Origin of the sequence: Rhizobium sp. 268, from assembly GCF_036571585.1 — a bacterium.
GTDB lineage: Bacteria > Pseudomonadota > Alphaproteobacteria > Rhizobiales > Rhizobiaceae > Rhizobium > Rhizobium redzepovicii.
The window spans coordinates 393572-410418 of sequence record NZ_JAPPSO010000001.1 but is presented as its reverse complement, the minus strand read 5'-3'; the positions used below and the strand labels follow the sequence as shown (position 1 = coordinate 410418).

Annotated in this window: 11 protein-coding genes; 10 read left to right on the top strand and 1 reads right to left on the bottom strand. The window is 63.2% G+C overall.

Annotation, left to right across the window (positions count from 1 at the left end):
* Window positions 1–29 precede the first annotated feature (29 nt).
* The 5 genes from OS035_RS02160 to OS035_RS02140 all read left to right on the top strand — a co-directional run bounded on the left by OS035_RS02160 (window position 30) and on the right by OS035_RS02140 (window position 7406).
* On the top strand, window positions 30–1292 hold the full coding sequence (locus OS035_RS02160; RefSeq protein ID WP_331813325.1) for a 3-phosphoshikimate 1-carboxyvinyltransferase: 1263 nt from the start codon (window positions 30–32) through the stop codon (window positions 1290–1292).
* 36 nt (window positions 1293–1328) lie between these two features.
* Entirely contained in the window at window positions 1329–3263 is a 1935-nt protein-coding gene (locus tag OS035_RS02155) for a DUF2207 domain-containing protein (protein ID WP_331813324.1), read from the top strand.
* A gap of 65 nt (window positions 3264–3328) precedes the next feature.
* Window positions 3329–4612: a phosphoribosylamine--glycine ligase gene (purD, locus tag OS035_RS02150; protein WP_183852529.1), complete on the top strand. Its 1284-nt coding sequence runs from the start codon at window positions 3329–3331 to the stop codon at window positions 4610–4612.
* Window positions 4613–4705: 93 nt separating this feature from the next.
* Entirely contained in the window at window positions 4706–5167 is a 462-nt protein-coding gene (locus OS035_RS02145) for a plant virulence effector HPE1-like domain-containing protein (RefSeq protein WP_097624043.1), read from the top strand.
* Window positions 5168–5582: 415 nt separating this feature from the next.
* Window positions 5583–7406 (top strand): methyl-accepting chemotaxis protein, encoded by a 1824-nt coding sequence (locus OS035_RS02140; protein ID WP_331813323.1) that lies wholly within the window; start codon window positions 5583–5585, stop codon window positions 7404–7406.
* A gap of 368 nt (window positions 7407–7774) precedes the next feature.
* Here the strand turns inward: OS035_RS02140 and glyS are convergent, their stop codons facing one another.
* A complete protein-coding gene (gene glyS / locus OS035_RS02135) occupies window positions 7775–9958 on the bottom strand; it encodes a glycine--tRNA ligase subunit beta (protein WP_331813322.1) in 2184 nt (727 codons plus the stop codon).
* Between the two features lie 422 nt (window positions 9959–10380).
* Here glyS and OS035_RS02130 point away from each other — a divergent pair, with 422 nt between their 5' ends.
* The 5 genes from OS035_RS02130 (at window position 10381) to ubiA (ending at window position 16781) form a co-directional block, all read left to right on the top strand.
* On the top strand, window positions 10381–12690 hold the full coding sequence (locus tag OS035_RS02130; RefSeq protein ID WP_097624046.1) for a Tex family protein: 2310 nt from the start codon (window positions 10381–10383) through the stop codon (window positions 12688–12690).
* A gap of 133 nt (window positions 12691–12823) precedes the next feature.
* On the top strand, window positions 12824–14083 hold the full coding sequence (locus OS035_RS02125) for a cyclopropane-fatty-acyl-phospholipid synthase family protein (protein WP_331813321.1): 1260 nt from the start codon (window positions 12824–12826) through the stop codon (window positions 14081–14083).
* A gap of 32 nt (window positions 14084–14115) precedes the next feature.
* On the top strand, window positions 14116–14697 hold the full coding sequence (locus OS035_RS02120) for a histidine phosphatase family protein (RefSeq protein WP_097624178.1): 582 nt from the start codon (window positions 14116–14118) through the stop codon (window positions 14695–14697).
* Between the two features lie 146 nt (window positions 14698–14843).
* Window positions 14844–15656 carry a MipA/OmpV family protein gene (locus OS035_RS02115; protein ID WP_097624048.1) on the top strand — a complete coding sequence of 271 codons (813 nt, stop codon included), beginning with the start codon at window positions 14844–14846 and terminating at the stop codon, window positions 15654–15656.
* Window positions 15657–15821: 165 nt separating this feature from the next.
* The gene (gene ubiA / locus OS035_RS02110) at window positions 15822–16781 is read left to right on the top strand and encodes a 4-hydroxybenzoate octaprenyltransferase (RefSeq protein ID WP_097624049.1); all 960 of its coding nucleotides are present in this window, start codon (window positions 15822–15824) and stop codon (window positions 16779–16781) included.
* Window positions 16782–16847: the final 66 nt, after the last annotated feature.

The window sequence follows — 16847 nt, the reverse complement described above, 5'->3', positions numbered from 1 at the left end:
TGCAGCGGCACGATGGACGGAAGAACAGCATGACACGTACAGCCAAACTCACGATCATCCCGCCGGACAAGCCGCTTTCGGGCCGCGCCATGCCGCCGGGCTCCAAGTCGATCACCAATCGGGCGCTGCTGCTCGCCGGCCTTGCCAAGGGCACGAGCCGGCTGACCGGCGCGCTGAAGAGCGACGATACGCGCTATATGGCCGATGCGCTGCGCGCCATGGGCGTTTCGATCGACGAGCCCGACGACACAACCTTCGTCGTCACCGGCAGCGGCAGGCTCCAGCCGCCGAAAGTACCGCTCTTCCTCGGCAATGCCGGCACGGCGACACGCTTCCTGACGGCGGCCGCCGCCTTGGTCGATGGCACCGTGATCGTCGACGGCGATGAACATATGCGCAAGCGCCCGATCGGCCCGCTGGTTGAGGCGATGCGCACGCTCGGCATCGATGCGACCGCCGAGACCGGCTGCCCGCCGGTCACCGTCAAGGGCACCGGCCGCTTCCAGGCCGACCGCATCCGCATCGATGGCGGCCTGTCCAGCCAATATGTCTCGGCCTTGCTGATGATGGCGGCCGGCGGCGACCGGCCGGTCGATATCGAGCTCGTCGGCGAGGATATCGGCGCACTCGGTTATATCGATCTGACCACGGCGGCGATGAAAGCCTTCGGCGCCAAGGTCGAAAGGACCAGCCCGGTCACCTGGCGGGTCGAGCCGACCGGCTACCGCGCCGCCGACTTCATCGTCGAACCCGATGCCTCGGCTGCGACCTATCTCTGGGCCGCCGAAGTTCTGACCAGCGGCGCGATCGATCTCGGCGTTCCCGCCGACGCTTTTTCGCAGCCGGACGCGCGCGCCTACGACATGATCGCCCGCTTTCCGCAGCTGCCCCCCGAAATCGACGGCTCGCAGATGCAGGATGCCGTTCCGACGCTGGCCGTGCTTGCCGCCTTCAACGAGACGCCGGTGCGCTTCGTCGGCATCGCCAATCTGCGCGTCAAGGAATGCGACCGCATCCGGGCGCTTTCCTCCGGCCTCAACCGCATTCTCCCCGGCCTTGCCCGCGAAGAGGGGGACGATCTGATCGTAAAGTCCGATCCGGCCCTTGCGGGAAAGCGTCTTCCGGCCGAGATCGACAGTTTCGCCGATCATCGTATCGCCATGAGCTTCGCGCTCGCCGGCCTGAAGATCGACGGCATCACCATTCTTGATCCCGATTGCGTCGGCAAGACCTTCCCCGCCTATTGGCGGACGCTCGCCGCCCTCGGCGTGACATATCAGAACAAGGATTGACTAGAAGCAGCCGAGGCTGCCGGCGGGGAGACTGGGATGGGGCGTCGGTTTTTCGGATTTTGTTTTGCTCTGCTCTTTATGCTGGCGGCCCCGGCGGCTTTCGCCGCCGAGGTCATCGACAGTTTCGCCTCCGCCATCACACTCGAAAAGAGCGGCGCGATGACGGTGGCCGAAACGATCACCGTCAATGCCGAGGGCAACCGGATCAATCACGGCATCTTCCGTGACTTCCCGCTCTATTTCACCGACGCCGAAGGCCGTCGCCGTAGCGTCGATTTCGATATGGTGTCGGTCACCCGCGACGGCGAAGACGAGCCTTGGCACACGGAATCGATTTCCGGCGGCATCCGCATCTATGCCGGTTCCGCCGATGTGTCGGTGACGCCGGGCCGTCACCGCTACGTCTTCACCTACAAGACCAACCGCCAGATCCGCTATTTCGACGATCATGCCGAACTCTACTGGAACGTCACCGGCAATGGCTGGATCTTCCCGATCCGCTCGGCCACGGCGACGGTGCAACTGCCGCTGGGTGTTGCCGCCACCGACACGGTCTTCTTTACCGGCCCTCAGGGCGCGACGGGGAAGAACGCCCGCGTCGATGAAGCCGGCGCCAGCCTGGTCTTTGCCACCACCGCGCCGCTTGCCGCCGGCGAGGGCCTGACCTTCGCGATCCGCATGCCGAAGGGTTCGATCGATCCGCCGAGCGCCGATATGGAAAGCACCTGGTGGCTCAAGGATAACCGCAATTATTTCATCGGCTTCGGCGGCTTGATCCTGGTTTTCGCTTATTACACTCGTTCCTGGCTGAAGGTCGGCCGCGATCCCGCCCGCGGCGTCGTCGTGCCGCGCTGGGACGCGCCTGAGGGCATCTCGCCGGCGCTGGTCAACTACATCGACAACAAGGGTTTCTCCGGCGGAGGTTGGACGGCGCTTGCTTCAAGCGCGCTCAACCTTGCGGTCCGCGGCTACGTCAAGCTCGAAGACTTGAAGAATTCGATCGTCATCCAGGGCACCGGCAAAGCGCTCGGCAAGGAGAAATTCCAGGCCGGCGAGACCGAGCTTCTGAAAGCTGTCGGTGGCGCAGGCAGGACGCTCACGATCGACAAGGCCAATGGCGAGCGGGTCAAATCCGTCGGCCAGAGTTTCCGTTCGGCGATCGAGAAGGAGCATCGCGGCAAATATTACAATTCCAACCTGGCCTATACCGCAGGCGGCATCGCGCTCAGCGCCGCTTCCCTGGTGGCGCTGTTCGTTTTCGGCTCGCTGCAACCGGACACGATCGCGCTGATGCTGGTCCCGACGGCGATCTCTGTATTCGTTGCCGTCTTCTTCGCCGGTTTCATGAGGTCGATGCATCGCGGCAACTCGCTGTTCGGCAAGATCATCGCCATCATCGCCACGGCGGTCGGCGTTTTCGTTGGCATCAGCATTCTTGCCGTCGTCGTCCTGGCGCTTGCCTCGTCGCTGGTGCAGCTGCACGAAACGCCGATGCTCTTTGCCGTCGGCGGCATCGTGCTGCTCAACATCCTCTATTTCTTCATCATGGGCGCGCCGACCCCGCTTGGCGCGCGGATGATGGACGGCATAGACGGCCTGCGCCAATATCTGACGCTGGCCGAAAAAGACCGCATGAACACGGCAGGCGCGCCTGAAATGTCGCCGCAGCATTTCGAGACGCTGCTGCCCTATGCGGTGGCGCTCGGTGTCGAGAGGCCCTGGTCGCGCACCTTCGAGACCTGGCTTGCAGCCGCCGCGGCCGGTGCGGCCGCCGCCTATGCGCCCGCCTGGTATTCCGGCAATTTCAACAGCGGCAGTTTCTCCGACCGCGTCGGCGGCTTTTCCTCGTCGATGGCCTCGACCATCGCCTCGACCATACCCTCGCCGCCGCCGTCGAGCTCGTCCTCCGGTTTTGGCGGCGGCGGTTCGTCGGGGGGCGGTGGCGGAGGCGGGGGAGGCGGGGGCTGGTAAGCTTTCCCGCTTGACCTTTCGCCCCTTGGCCCTTAACCGCCAGAGGCAAAAGGAAAGGGTGGCGCATGAAGGTTCTGTTGATCGGATCGGGCGGACGCGAGCATGCGCTCGCCTGGAAGCTGGCGCAATCGCCGTTGCTGAGCGAATTCTATGCCGCGCCCGGCAATCCCGGCATTGGCGAACACGCCGTGCTCGCGCCCGTCAACATCGAGGATCATGAAGCGGTCGCCGCCTTCTGTAAGGACAAGGCGATCGATTTCGTCGTCGTCGGCCCCGAGGCGCCGCTCGTTGCCGGCCTTGCCGACCGGCTACGCGCCGATGGCCTGACCGTCTTCGGACCCTCGGCAGCCGCCGCCCAGCTCGAGGGCTCCAAGGGTTTCACTAAGGATATCTGCGCCCGCTACGGCATTCCGACAGGCGCCTATCAGCGCTTCAACAATGCGCCGAAGGCCAAGGCCTATATTCGCGATCAGGGCGCACCGATCGTCGTCAAGGCCGATGGCCTTGCCGCCGGCAAGGGCGTGACGGTGGCGATGACGCTGGATGAAGCCTTGGCTGCCGTCGACGACTGTTTCGAGGGCGCCTTTGGCGCTGCCGGCGCCGAAGTCGTCGTCGAAGCCTATCTCGACGGCGAGGAGGCGAGCTTCTTCTGCCTTTGTGACGGAAGGAATGCGCTGCCGCTCGCGACCGCCCAGGATCACAAGCGGGTGGGCGAGGGCGATACCGGCGTCAATACCGGCGGCATGGGCGCCTATTCGCCGGCGCCGGTCATGACCGCCGACATGGTCGAGCGCACTATGAAGGAAATCATCGAGCCGACGATGCGCGGCATGGCCGAGAGCGGCCATCCCTTCTCTGGCGTGTTTTTCGCCGGGCTGATGATCACCAGCAAGGGGCCGGAGCTTATCGAATACAATGTCCGCTTCGGCGATCCCGAATGCCAGGTGATGATGATGCGGCTGAAGAGCGATCTGCTGCCGCTGCTGCTCGCCACCGCCAACGGCACGCTCGACCAGGTGAGCGCCGAATGGAGCGACGATCCGGCCCTGACGGTGGTCATGGCCTCGAAGGGTTATCCCGGCGCGTACGCGAAAAACACGCCGATCCTCTCCCTGCCTGAGGCAGGCGAGGGCGAGAAGGTGTTTCATGCCGGCACGGGCCTGAAGGACGGCGCGCTGGTTGCGACCGGCGGGCGCGTGCTGAACGTCACCGCGTCAGGCGGCACGGTCGCCGAGGCCAGGGATCGCGCTTACGCGCTGCTCGACAGGGTCAAGTGGGAAAACGGCTTCTCCAGGCGCGACATCGGCTGGCGGGCGATCGAGCGCGAAACAGGTGCGGACACAGTATAAACCGCCGCGTTCTTTAAATTTTTACCCTTTCCCCTGACGGGATGGAAACAAAGCTGCGCTATACCGCTCTCATAGTGAGACGGAGTTGCGTTGATGCGTCAGATTTTCCTCGGTGCGGCAATCCTGCTGATGGCAGGTTCGGCGATGGCTTCCTCGATCGAGGTGATCGGCAAGACCGCGGCGCCGGCTGAAGGCAGCATCATCACCGAAAGCTGTGCCGCTTGCCCGCCGCTCCAGGCCGAACTCGTCAAGAAGGACTATACGGTGCCGGAGCTGAAGCCCGGTGTCCTCCAGGCGAGTGAAGTCCGCGATGTCGGCGGCGAAAAGAAAATCTATCGCACCGAAGGCTGGATGGGCGGCTCGCCCGTCGTCTTCGTCAGCAAGGCGACACCGGAAGCGATGATCGCTGCCGCGCCTTCAGCCCCATCCGCGGATGGCATCGATATGAGCGCGACGACCGCGGCCGTCATCGGCGGCGATGCCAAGCCTGTTGTGGCCGGCATGGCGGAACAACCGGCAGCCCTGAACGTTTCGGAATTCAAGCTGCGTTTCTAAAGTTCCCTGCCCCTGCCCGATCAAGGTTTCGATCGTTTGGGGTTCCACCTCAGGTGGACCGAATGCACCCTCGAAGAGAAGCGGGGGTGCATTCTCTTTTGTGCGTGATGGCGAAAACCGAGGCGGTTTGCGTCCGGCTCGCAGACAACAATTTATTCAAGAACTTCAAGCAAATGAGATCCAATTATCGGTGAACATCGAGCGTTTTGCTTCCCAGTCGACCCCTGAAATTTTAGGGAAATTCCCGTCACTTATAATAAAATTAAACATTTCTTATGGGGTGAGCCTCAATGGTTATTTACCCGGTCGCAGCATGTTGTTTGAGCAGCGGTAGATGCGTCGCCGTTTTGGCGCGCTCGCACAGGCGGTAGGAAACCGCACCGGACTGCACTCACCGTTCCCGTTGCGAGGCGTCATGAAAAATCTGAAAATATCGAAGCAGCTCATACTGCTGGTCGTCGGCCTGATGATCGCCTTTGCAGTTGCCACGTCCCTGCAAATCCGTTCCTCGGTCGATGCGATCTACAAGGAGCGTTATGACATGCTCCGCGCCGAGGTTCAGTCGGCGGTCTCCGTTCTCAAGCTTTACCAGGCTAAGGTCACCGCGGGCGAAATGACGCTCGAAGATGCCCAGAAGCAGGCCTACGCCACCGTCAACGGCATGAAATACGATCCGGACGGCTATTTCTTCGGTTATAGCTATGACGTCCAGATGCTGTTCCACTACGACGCCGCGAAAGTCGGGCAGAACCTCAAGGGCCAGCCGGACAGCAAGGGCAAGCTCTACCGCGAGGAACTGGTCAAGCTCGGCCAGCGGGGCGGCGGTCTCGTCGAATTTTATTCCACCAGCAAGCCGGGCGAGCCGGCCGGCGATTATCGCAAGACGGCCTATGGACAGGCCTTCGAGCCATGGAAAGTCGTCGTCGTCACCGGGGTTTATATGGACGATCTCGATGCGCAGATCCACAGCACGATCCTGACCGCGCTCTCCGGCAGCATCGTTCTGTTCTTCCTTGCCATGGCGGCCGCCTACGTCGTCATCCGTGGCATTTCCGGCCCTCTCAACAGCGTCCACGCAGCGCTGAAGTCTGTCGCCGAAGAGGATGTTTCCATCGCCATCCCGCATACGGCCATGAACAACGAGGTCGGCTTGATGGCGAAAGCCACGCAGTCGCTGCAGGAAAAGATCCGCGAACGCCATGCGATGTCGGATCGCGAGGCGGCCCAGCAGCTGGCGCTGGAAAACGAGCGCGAAAACAATCAGCGCCAGCAACAGGACGAGACGGCACTCCAGGTCCGCGTGATGGCGACGATCGGCCAGGCGTTGGAGATGATTGCCCGTGGCGATCTCACCGTCCGCTGCGCCGATCTCGGCCAGAAATATGCCGCCCTTCGCGACAACTTCAACGATGCGCTGTCGCATCTCGAAGCCGCCATGGCCAAGGTCAGCGCCAAGGGCGCCGATATCGGCACCAGCAAGGAAGAAATCCGCCGCGCTTCCAACGAGCTGTCGCAGCGCACCGAGCGCCAGGCGGCGAGCCTCGAGGAAACCTCGGCGGCCCTCGACGAACTCACCGTCGCCGTCCGCCAGACGGCCGATGGGGCCCATGAGGCGAGCAAGCGCGTCCACTCGGTCAGCAACGAGGCCACCCACAGCGATGCGATCGTCGGCCAGGCGATCGAGGCGATGAGCGGCATCGAGAAATCGTCGTCGGAGATCACCAAGATTATCGGCGTCATCGACGAAATCGCCTTCCAGACCAACCTCCTGGCGCTGAATGCCGGCGTCGAGGCGGCCCGCGCCGGTGAATCCGGCAAGGGCTTTGCGGTCGTCGCCCAGGAAGTGCGCGAACTCGCCCAGCGCTCCGCCGCCGCGGCCAAGGAGATCAAGGACCAGATCGCCCGCTCCTCCAGCCAGGTCGAGCACGGCGTCCGCCTGGTCGGCGAGGCAGGCGAGGCGCTGAAGCGCATCTCCGACCAGATCAAGGCCGCCAACGAGATCGTCGCCAAGATCGCCCACAGCGCCTCCGAGCAGGACACGACGCTGCGCTCGATCTCATCGTCGATGAACCAGCTCGACGCCGCTACCCAGCAGAACGCCGCCATGGCCGAGGAAACCACGGCATCGGCCGAAACGCTGGCCAGCGACACCGACGAGCTGATTGATCTGATCCGCGGCTTCCGCGTCGGCAGGTCCGGCGCGGCTCCGGCCATGCATCAGGGTCGTCGCGCCGCTTAAACGGCCCCGCGAGTTCCATCACCAGAGCCTGTGCGGCCGCCGGTTTCCGGCGGCCGTACTGTTTTGGAAACATTCAGCAACGCGTTTGATCTCGTGATCTGATAAAATGCCGGCGCCGGCGTCGTCATGGATGAAATCGCCCGGCGGGAGCAGCCCCTCATCCGCCTGCCGGCACCTTCTCCCCGTAAACGGGGCGAAGGGGATATGCCGCGACCTCTCCGTTCCCCACAAGCTCTTGCAGGGCACCTCGACTCTCCTCGTCAGAACGGGGAGAGGGTTAGGGTGAGGGTGAGGGGCAAATTCCGGTGCTAACCCGGCAGCCGTAGGCCCAACTTGAGAGGTAGAAAGATTACCGACCCAACCCGCTCTCACCCCGAGATCTTCGAGAAGTCCGCCACCGTCCCCGTCGCTTCGCGGATCAGCCGCAGCAGAGCCAGGCGGTTGGCGCGGATGGCCGCGTCCTCGTCGTTGACGAGCACGTCTTCGAAGAAGCGGTCGACCGGGCCGCGCAGCTGGGAAAGCCCTGCCATCGCCGAGCGGAAATCTTCTCCGGCGACGGCATCGGCCGCTTCCGTCGACGCACTGGAGATTGCCGCGAACAGCTCCTTCTCGGCATCGAGCTTCAGCAGCGCCGGCGAAACGGCATCGGCGATCACAGTGCCCTTCTTCTCCTCGGCGGCGAGCAGCTGTGTGGCGCGCTTGGTGCCGGCAAGCAAGTTTTTGCCGTCCTCCGAGGTGATGAAGGCCGTCAGCGCTTCGACGCGGCGGGCCACCATCAACAGATCGTCGGCATCGGCCGTCAGCACGGCGTCGATCAGATCGTGGCGGGCACCCTGGTCGCGCAGATAGACCTTCAGGCGATCGTGGAAGAAGGAGAGGAGGTCGAAGCAAGTCTCGGCCGGATCGCCTGCGAATGAAAACACGGACTCGCCGCCTGTCTTGGCGAGCAGCGACGTCCGGCTCATGATCTTCAGCAGCGGCAGCCTGACATTGCGCTCCAGCAGGATCCTGACGACGCCGAGGGCGGCACGCCGCAGCGCGAAGGGATCCTTCGAACCTGTCGGCTTTTCGCCGATCGCCCAGAAGCCGATCAGCGTGTCCAGCTTATCGGCGAGCGCGACGGTGATCGCGACCTTGTCGGCGGGAACGCGGTCCGACGGGCCTTGCGGCTTGTAGTGGTCTTCGATTGCTGCGGCAACCGAGCCATTCTCACCCTGCAGCGCCGCATATTTGCGGCCCATCAGGCCCTGCAGTTCGGGGAATTCGCCGACCGCTTCGGTGCGCAGATCGGCCTTGGCGAGCACGGCGGCGCGATCGGTGAGAGCCGCATCCGCGCCGGTGATCTTTGCCAATTGCTCCGCCAGCGCGCGGATGCGGGCGACACGTGCGCCCTGCGTGCCGAGCTTGGCATGGAAGGTCACGTCGAGCGCATCGAGCTTGGCCATGCGCTGGTCGAGCGGCTTCCTCAGGTCGAGGTCGAATTTTGCTGCCGACGCCTTCAAAGTCTCCAGATCCGGCAGGTCGCCCTGGTCGCGCTTCCAGAAATGCAGCGCATCCGAAAGCCGGGCCCGCACCACCTTGCCGTTGCCGTGGACGATTTCCTTGCCGCCGTCATGTGCCTGGATATTGGAAACCAGGATGAATTTGTTCGACAGCGTTTCCTGACCCTGCTTGCGGGTGACGAAGCACTTCTGATTGGTCTTGATGGTCAGCCGGATGATCTCGGAGGGGATGGAGAGATAATCTTCCTCGAAACTGCCCATCAGCACCTGCGGCCATTCCACGAGGCCGGAGACTTCCTCCAGCAGGCCCTCGTCTTCGACAAGCTCCAGCCCGTTGGCAAAAGCGGTGTCGCGGGCGTCGTGCAGGATGATATCCTTGCGCCGCTCGGCGTCGAGGATGACCTTTGCCTTTTCCAGGCTTGCCGCATAATCGTCGAAGCGCCGGACGGTAATCGCCTGGGGCGCGTGGAAACGATGGCCGTAGGTGATGTTGGAGGCGATGATGCCGTCGATCTCGAAGGGGATGACGGTGGTTTCCTCATGCTCGGGGCCGAAGGTGCAGACGATCGATTGCAGCGGCCGCACCCAGCGCAGAGCACCGGACTTGGAGGACGCCTTGCCCCAGCGCATCGACTTCGGCCAGGGGAAATCGCGGATGATGCCGGGCATCACCTCGGCGACGATTTCTTCCGCCGCGCGGCCGGGCTTGGAAATGACCGCGACGTAGAAATCGCCCTTCTTCGGATCGCTGACCACCTGCGCCTCGGAGATCGACGAAAGGCCGGCGCCGCGCAGAAAGCCTTCGATCGCCTTCTCATTGGCGTCGGTGCGCGGCCCCTTGCGCTCCTCGCGCACGTCGGCCGAGCGCGCCGTCAGGCCGTGAATGTCGAGCGCCAGCCGCCGCGGCGTCCAATATTCACGGGCGCCCTCATAGGAAAGACCCGCTTCGACGAGCGCATCGGTGACGAGCTTCTTCAGATCGCCGGCAGCCTTGCGCTGCATGCGGGCCGGAATCTCTTCGGAGCGGAGTTCGAGAAGAAGGTTTGGCATGTCACACTTTTCCTTGCGCCCGCGGGCAGGGCGATCCAAAACGTTGCTTCTGCTATCAAAGAATGCCGCATCTGCACAACCGCAAAAACGGAAGAGAGCGATGGGGTGAACGGTTGGGAGGCGTTGTGCCGTGTGGCCCCCTCATCCGACCCTTCGGGCCGCCTTCTCCCCGCTGGGGAGAAGAGAGGAGCAGGCCGCTTGCCCTCGGCTCCGCAAACAGTACCTCCAGGAGGGCGAGACGCTGCTACGATTCCGCTTCTCCCCTTGGGGAGAAGATGCCGGCAGGCAGATGAGGGAGCTACGCGGCACGATGCCGATGATCCCCCAATCCAATAACTTCCGCTGTGGAAACCACAGTCGGGCATTGCCTTGCCGCTTTTCGCCGCTATGGTCCCGCAACTTTCGTCGAAATAGGAAATCCTATGGCCGCTGACCTCCGTTTTCTCGCAGCCCGCATCTCGGCCGAAATCAACGCTCGTCCGGAACAGGCCAAAGCCGCCATCGAGCTGCTCGACGAAGGCGCCACCGTGCCCTTCATCGCGCGCTACCGCAAGGAAGTGACGGGCGGGCTCGACGATACGCAGCTGCGCAATCTCGCCGAGCGGCTGGTCTATCTGCGTGAACTCGAGGCCCGGCGCGCCGCGATCGTCGAATCGATCACCGGCCAGGGCAAGATGACCGACGAGCTGATGGCGAAGGTTTCAGGCGCCGAAACCAAGGCCGAGCTCGAAGACCTCTACCTGCCCTACAAGCCGAAGCGGCGCACCCGCGCCGAAATCGCCCGCGAACGCGGCCTCGGGCCGCTTGCCGAGGCGATCCTTGCCGAGCGCGGCCGGGAACCGGCGGCGCTTGCCGAAAGCTTCGTCACGGCTGATGTGCCCGATGTGAAGATGGCGCTCGAAGGCGCGCGCGACATCATCGCCGAAGGCATTGCCGAAAATGCCGATCTGCTCGGCAGATTGCGCGCCCATATGCGCCAGGCGTCGCTGCTGAAGGCCAAGGTCGTCGACGGCAAGCAGGCGGCGGGCGAAAAATTTTCCGATTATTTCGACCATTCCGAACGCTGGGCGACCGCCCCCGGCCACCGCGCGCTCGCCATGCTGCGCGGCTGGAACGAGGAGGTGCTGACGCTGACGATCGAGGCCGACGCCGAGACCGCCTCGCCGAACAAGCCGGTCGAACGCATGATCGCTGCGGCCTATGAGATCGGCGCAAGCCGCCCCGGCGACCGCTGGCTGATAGAGGTCGCGAGCTGGACCTGGCGCGTCAAGCTTTCCATGTCGCTGTCGCTCGACCTGATGCGGGAGCTGCGCGAGAGGGCCGAAGAGGAGGCGATCCATGTCTTCGCCCGCAATCTCAAGGACCTGCTGCTCGCCGCCCCCGCCGGCTCGCGCGCCACCATGGGTCTCGATCCCGGCATCCGCACCGGCGTCAAGGTCGCCGTCGTCGACGGCACCGGCAAGGTGGTTGCGACATCGACGGTCTATCCCTTCCAGCCGCGAAACGATGTGCGCGGCGCCCAGATCGAGCTCGCATCGCTGATCCGCAAGCACAATGTCGAGCTGATTTCGATCGGCAACGGTACCGGCAGCCGCGAGACCGAAAAGCTGGTGGCCGACATGCTGGCCGAACTGCCGGCGCCGAAGCCGACCAAGGTCATCGTCTCGGAAGCCGGCGCCTCGGTCTACTCAGCCTCGGCAACCGCAGCGGCCGAGTTTCCCGATCTCGACGTGTCGCTGCGCGGCGCCGTCTCGATCGCCCGCCGTCTGCAGGATCCGCTCGCCGAACTCGTCAAGATCGAGCCGAAGTCGATCGGCGTCGGCCAGTATCAGCACGATGTCGACCAGCAGAAGCTGTCGCGTTCGCTCGATGCTGTGGTCGAAGACGCGGTGAACGCCGTCGGCGTCGATCTGAATACCGCCTCGGCGCCGCTGCTGTCCCGCGTCTCCGGCCTCGGGCCCTCGATCGCCGACGCCATCGTCCGCCACCGCGACAACGAGGGCCGTTTCGAGACGCGCCGCGATCTGTTGAAGGTTGCCCGCCTCGGCGGCCGCACCTTCGAGCAATGCGCCGGCTTCCTGCGCATCCCCAACGGCAAGGAGCCGCTCGACGCCTCCTCCGTTCACCCGGAGGCCTATGGCGTCGCCAAGAAGATCGTCGCCGCCTGCGGCCGTGACCTGCGCGCATTGATGGGCGACAGCGCCATGCTGAAATCGGTCGATCCGCGCCAGTTCATCGACGAGAAATTCGGCCTGCCGACCGTCAGGGACATCATCTCGGAACTGGAAAAGCCTGGTCGCGACCCGCGTCCGAGCTTCAAGACCGCCACCTTCGCCGAGGGCGTCAACGAAATTTCCGACCTGAAGCCCGGCATGATGCTGGAGGGCACGGTGACAAACGTCGCCGCCTTCGGCGCCTTCGTCGATATCGGCGTGCACCAGGACGGTCTGGTGCATGTGTCCCAGCTTGCCGACCGCTTCGTCAAGGATCCGCACGAGGTGGTCAAGGCGGGAGATGTCGTCAAGGTGCGGGTCGTCGAGGTCGACGCCAAGCGTAAGCGCATCGCTCTGTCGATGAAGCGCGACGACGGTTCTGCAGCGCCGCCGCCGCGTGGTGATTCTCGCGGAAACCAGGGCTCGCGGCCACAGAACGAGCGCCGGCCTGCCGCTCCCAAGCCGGAGAGCCAGGGTGCTTTTGGCGCGGCACTGGCCGAAGCGATGAAGCGAAAATAAGGGTTTAGCCCGTATTTCGGCAAAAATGCAACAGTTTGGCAACGTTCTGAACGGAGTGCTAAATCCGGCGCTTGTAAGGCGAAGGAGAGTTATTAAGTTGATGTGACCATCCTGTCACATTTGCGAGGCGTCCATGGCGTCGGCTTTCCTTTCGATCGTCCAGCAAATCATCCGCAAGGGTTCGTTGAAACTTACCCTTGCCAATGGCGACATTTATTTGATCGGCGACGGTAGCGGAGACATGGTTGCCGCCCGCCTCGCCGATCAGGAGGCCGAGGACGCCATCCGGCGCGACCCGACGATGAAGCTCGGCGAGATGTATATGCAGGGCCGGTTCATTCTCGAAGAGGGCAATATCTACGATTTCCTGTCGATGGTGAAACAGAACACCACCAACGAGATCTTCGATTTCAAGATGGCAGCACTGCTTCTGGGCCGAATTGCCTGGCAGCAGCTGAAGAGCCGCGTGCCGGTCAATCGCAACAAGCACAATGTCGCCCATCATTACGACCTGTCAGCCAAGCTCTTCGATCTCTTCCTAGATGAGGACTGGCAATATTCCTGCGCCTATTTCGAACCCCCGGGCATCGGGCTCGACGAGGCGCAGCTCGCCAAGAAACGCCATATTGCCGCCAAGCTCCTGCTCGAGCCGAACCAACGCATCTTGGAGATCGGCTCCGGCTGGGGCGGCATGGGCATGTACCTGACGGAGGCGACGGAGGGAGCCGATTTCACCGGCATTACGCTCAGCGAAGAACAGCTGAAGGTCTCCCGCACTCGTGCTGAAAAGCGCGGCCTTGCCGAGCGCGTGCGGTTCGAGCTGCAGGATTACCGCACCCTGACGGGCAGAAAATTCGACCGCATCGTCTCGGTCGGCATGTTCGAGCATGTCGGGATCGGCAATTACCCCAATTTCTTCCGCAAGGTGTCGGATCTGCTCGACGACAACGGCGTCATGGTGCTGCATTCGATCGGCCGCCCGAAGCCGAGTTTCGGCACCAATGCCTTCATCGAGAAGTATATTTTCCCCGGCGGTTATATCCCTTCCGTCGGCGAAGTCTTGCCGCCGCTCGAAAAGGCCGGGCTCCTGGTCAGGGATGTCGAAATCCTGCCTTTGCATTATGCCTATACGCTGCGTCACTGGCGCGAGCGCTTCGTGGCCCGCAAGGCCGAAGCGGTGGCGCTTTACGACGAGCAGTTCTTCCGCATGTGGGAATTCTACCTGGCCGGCTCGGAAATGGGTTTTCGCTGGGACGAGCTCTTCATCCTGCAGATCCAGATCGCCAAGAACCAGTTCACCGTTCCCGACAACCGCAATTACATCGCCCGCAACGAAGCCAAGCTGAAGGAATTCGAGGCGAGGCGCCCGCCGTTGGAAAAGGTGACCTTCTGAGCGGCAGCCGGACGCGATGAAAGGACATGCCGATGAGCAGTGCGTTTCCCGAGATCTACCTGGTTCGGCACGGAGAAACCGAATGGAGCCTGTCCGGGCGCCATACCGGCCGCAGCGATATTCCGCTGACGGCGAATGGTGAGGCCGCCGCCCGCAAGCTTGCCGAGCGACTCGCCGGCCACGCCTTCTCCGCCGTCTGGTCGAGCCCGTCGGCGCGTGCCCGTAAAACCTGCGCGCTCGCCGGCTTCGGATCGGGCGCGGTGATCCGCGACGATCTCGCCGAATGGGACTATGGCGCTTATGAAGGCGTCACCACGAAGGCAATCCTGGCGGAGCGCCCCGGCTGGCAGCTCTTTCGCGACGGTTGCCCGAATGGCGAAACGGCGGCCGACGCCGGCGCTCGCGCAGATAGCATCATCCACGCGCTTCGCGAGGCGGCGGACAGCATCCTGATCTTTTCCAGCTCGCATTTCCTGCGCGTGCTCGCCGCCCGCTGGCTCGGCCTGCCGCCGGAAGGCGGCGCGCATTTCGTGCTGGATACGGCCAGCATCAGCGTGCTCGGTTACGAACACGATCTGACGGAACCGGTCATTCGCCGGTGGAATCAGAGATAGGATGCCATCAGCCGTGTGGGGCCGACGACATGACTTTCATTAGCGCCCTTTGTCCCCCGTGGTTAACATTGGGGTAACGACCCCACTATAAATGTAACCGTCGCCGCTCTCCGCGGCTTTGTTTTTGCGTTTTCTGGAGTGCGGACGTGTCTCATCGATCAGTCGTATCGATCTCTTTGGCTATTGCCTTTTTATCTTTCGGTTCAGCGGCGGCGCAGGAAAGCGGCCAGCATTTCTGGTCGGGCGACTGGTATCTGAACGTCGGCGTCGCCGGCTTCTCGGCGCCAAAATTCGAGGGCTCGTCGCACAATGAATTCAAGTTCAGCCCACTGATCTCGGTCGGCCGCCAAGGCGCCGGCCCGCGTTTTTCATCGCGCAACGATAATCCCTCCTTCGCCCTGATCGACAAGGGCGCCTTCCGCGCCGGCATCGTCGGCAAGTTCGTGCCATCGCGCGACGAGGGCGACGGCCATGAGCTGAAGGGCTTGAGGAAGGTCAAATGGGGGGCTGAGGCCGGCGGTTTCCTAGAAGTCTACCCCACCGATTTCCTGCGCGCCCGCGCCGAAGTCCGCCAGGGCATCCGCTCGCATGACGGCGTTGTCGCCGATCTGGCGATCGATGCCTTCACCGATATCGCGCCCGACCTGCAGCTGTCAGGTGGCCCGCGCGCGACATTTGCGACAAGGGGCTATTACGACGCCTATTATGGCGTCAGCGCCAAGCACGCCGCCGAAAGCGGCCTTGATCCTTACAAGCCGACGGCGGGCATGCAGTCTTACGGCGCCGGCGCAGCACTGACGTGGAAGGCGACCGAAAATCTCTCGGCAAGCTCCTTCCTCGAATATAAGCGGCTGGCCGGTCCCGCCGCCGACAGCAGCCTGGTGCGCGACCGCGGCTCCAAGAACCAGGTCCTGATCGGCGTCTCGGCGACCTACAAGTTCAATTTCTCCCTGCAGTGATCCAATGCATGTCGCCCGGAAGTGTGCAGCGGTTCCGGGATAACGACATGCATTAAACATCCAATGCATGTCGCCCAGAAGTGTGCAGCGGGTCCGGGATAACGACACGCATAAGACAAGAGATCGCTTCTTGACCGGATCGCCGGCCGGTCGCTAGATGGCGGCATGCAAGATACCGGCGACTTCCACGATCGCGTTTCCGACGCACCTTCCGATAACTGGGTCTACCGGATCCTGCCGCCATGGCTCTGGCCCTATGCACAGCTGGCGCGATGGGATCGCCCGATCGGCTGGCAGCTGCTGATGTGGCCGTGCTTCTGGTCGGCAACCCTTGCCGCCAATGCGGCGATCGGCGAGGGGCTCTATTCCGGCAGCCTGCTGGTGTCCCACCTTTTGCTCTATTTCATCGGCGCCGTGGCCATGCGTGGCGCCGGCTGCACCTATAACGATCTTGTCGACCACCAGATCGACATGGAGGTGGCCCGCACGCGCTCGCGTCCGCTTCCCTCCGGCCGGGTGACGCGCGCCCACGCGAAGATCTTCATTGGCCTGCAGGCCCTCGTCGGGCTTTTCGTGCTCTTGCAGTTCAACTGGTTCACCGTCTTCCTCGGCGTGCTCTCGCTCGGCATCGTGGCGCTTTATCCCTACGCCAAACGCTTCACCGACTGGCCGCAATTCTACCTGGGGCTTGCCTTCTCCTGGGGCGCGCTGATGGGCTGGGCCGGCATTTTGGGCGGCCTCTCCTTTGCCGCTGTCCTGCTTTATGCCGCCTCGGTGGCCTGGACGATCGGTTACGACACGATTTACGCCCATCAGGACAAGGAGGACGACGAGCTGATCGGCGTCCGTTCCACCGCGCGCCTGTTCGGCGACAGGACGCGGGTATGGCTGATCGGCCTCTATGGGCTGACGCTGGTATTGATGTTTGCCGCTTTCGCGCTTGCCGGCGCCAATCTGATCGCTTTCCTGGCCCTGTTCGGGGCCGCCGGCATGTTCGCCTGGCAGATCGTCCGGCTCGATATCAATGATGCCGCCCAATGCCTGGCGCTCTTCAAGTCGAACAATCGCGTCGGCCTGATCATCTTCTTCGGCCTCTTCGTCTCGCTGCTCTTCGCCATTCCCTGAATGGGGCGATGCGTGAAAAGACAAACCCGGCGCGGGCGCCGGGTTTCAAATGCGTGCGAAACGAAG

Excerpts from the sequence above, each read along its gene's own strand:
- OS035_RS02120 (WP_097624178.1), top strand. The coding sequence starts at position 14,116 with ATGAGCAGTGCGTTTCCCGAGATCTACCTGGTTCGGCACGGAGAAACC.
- OS035_RS02125 (WP_331813321.1), top strand. The coding sequence starts at position 12,824 with ATGGCGTCGGCTTTCCTTTCGATCGTCCAGCAAATCATCCGCAAGGGT.
- OS035_RS02145 (WP_097624043.1), top strand. The coding sequence starts at position 4,706 with ATGCGTCAGATTTTCCTCGGTGCGGCAATCCTGCTGATGGCAGGTTCG.
- OS035_RS02140 (WP_331813323.1), top strand. The coding sequence starts at position 5,583 with ATGAAAAATCTGAAAATATCGAAGCAGCTCATACTGCTGGTCGTCGGC.
- glyS (WP_331813322.1), bottom strand. The coding sequence starts at position 9,958 with ATGCCAAACCTTCTTCTCGAACTCCGCTCCGAAGAGATTCCGGCCCGC.
- OS035_RS02155 (WP_331813324.1), top strand. The coding sequence starts at position 1,329 with ATGGGGCGTCGGTTTTTCGGATTTTGTTTTGCTCTGCTCTTTATGCTG.
- ubiA (WP_097624049.1), top strand. The coding sequence starts at position 15,822 with ATGCAAGATACCGGCGACTTCCACGATCGCGTTTCCGACGCACCTTCC.
- OS035_RS02160 (WP_331813325.1), top strand. The coding sequence starts at position 30 with ATGACACGTACAGCCAAACTCACGATCATCCCGCCGGACAAGCCGCTT.
- OS035_RS02130 (WP_097624046.1), top strand. The coding sequence starts at position 10,381 with ATGGCCGCTGACCTCCGTTTTCTCGCAGCCCGCATCTCGGCCGAAATC.
- purD (WP_183852529.1), top strand. The coding sequence starts at position 3,329 with ATGAAGGTTCTGTTGATCGGATCGGGCGGACGCGAGCATGCGCTCGCC.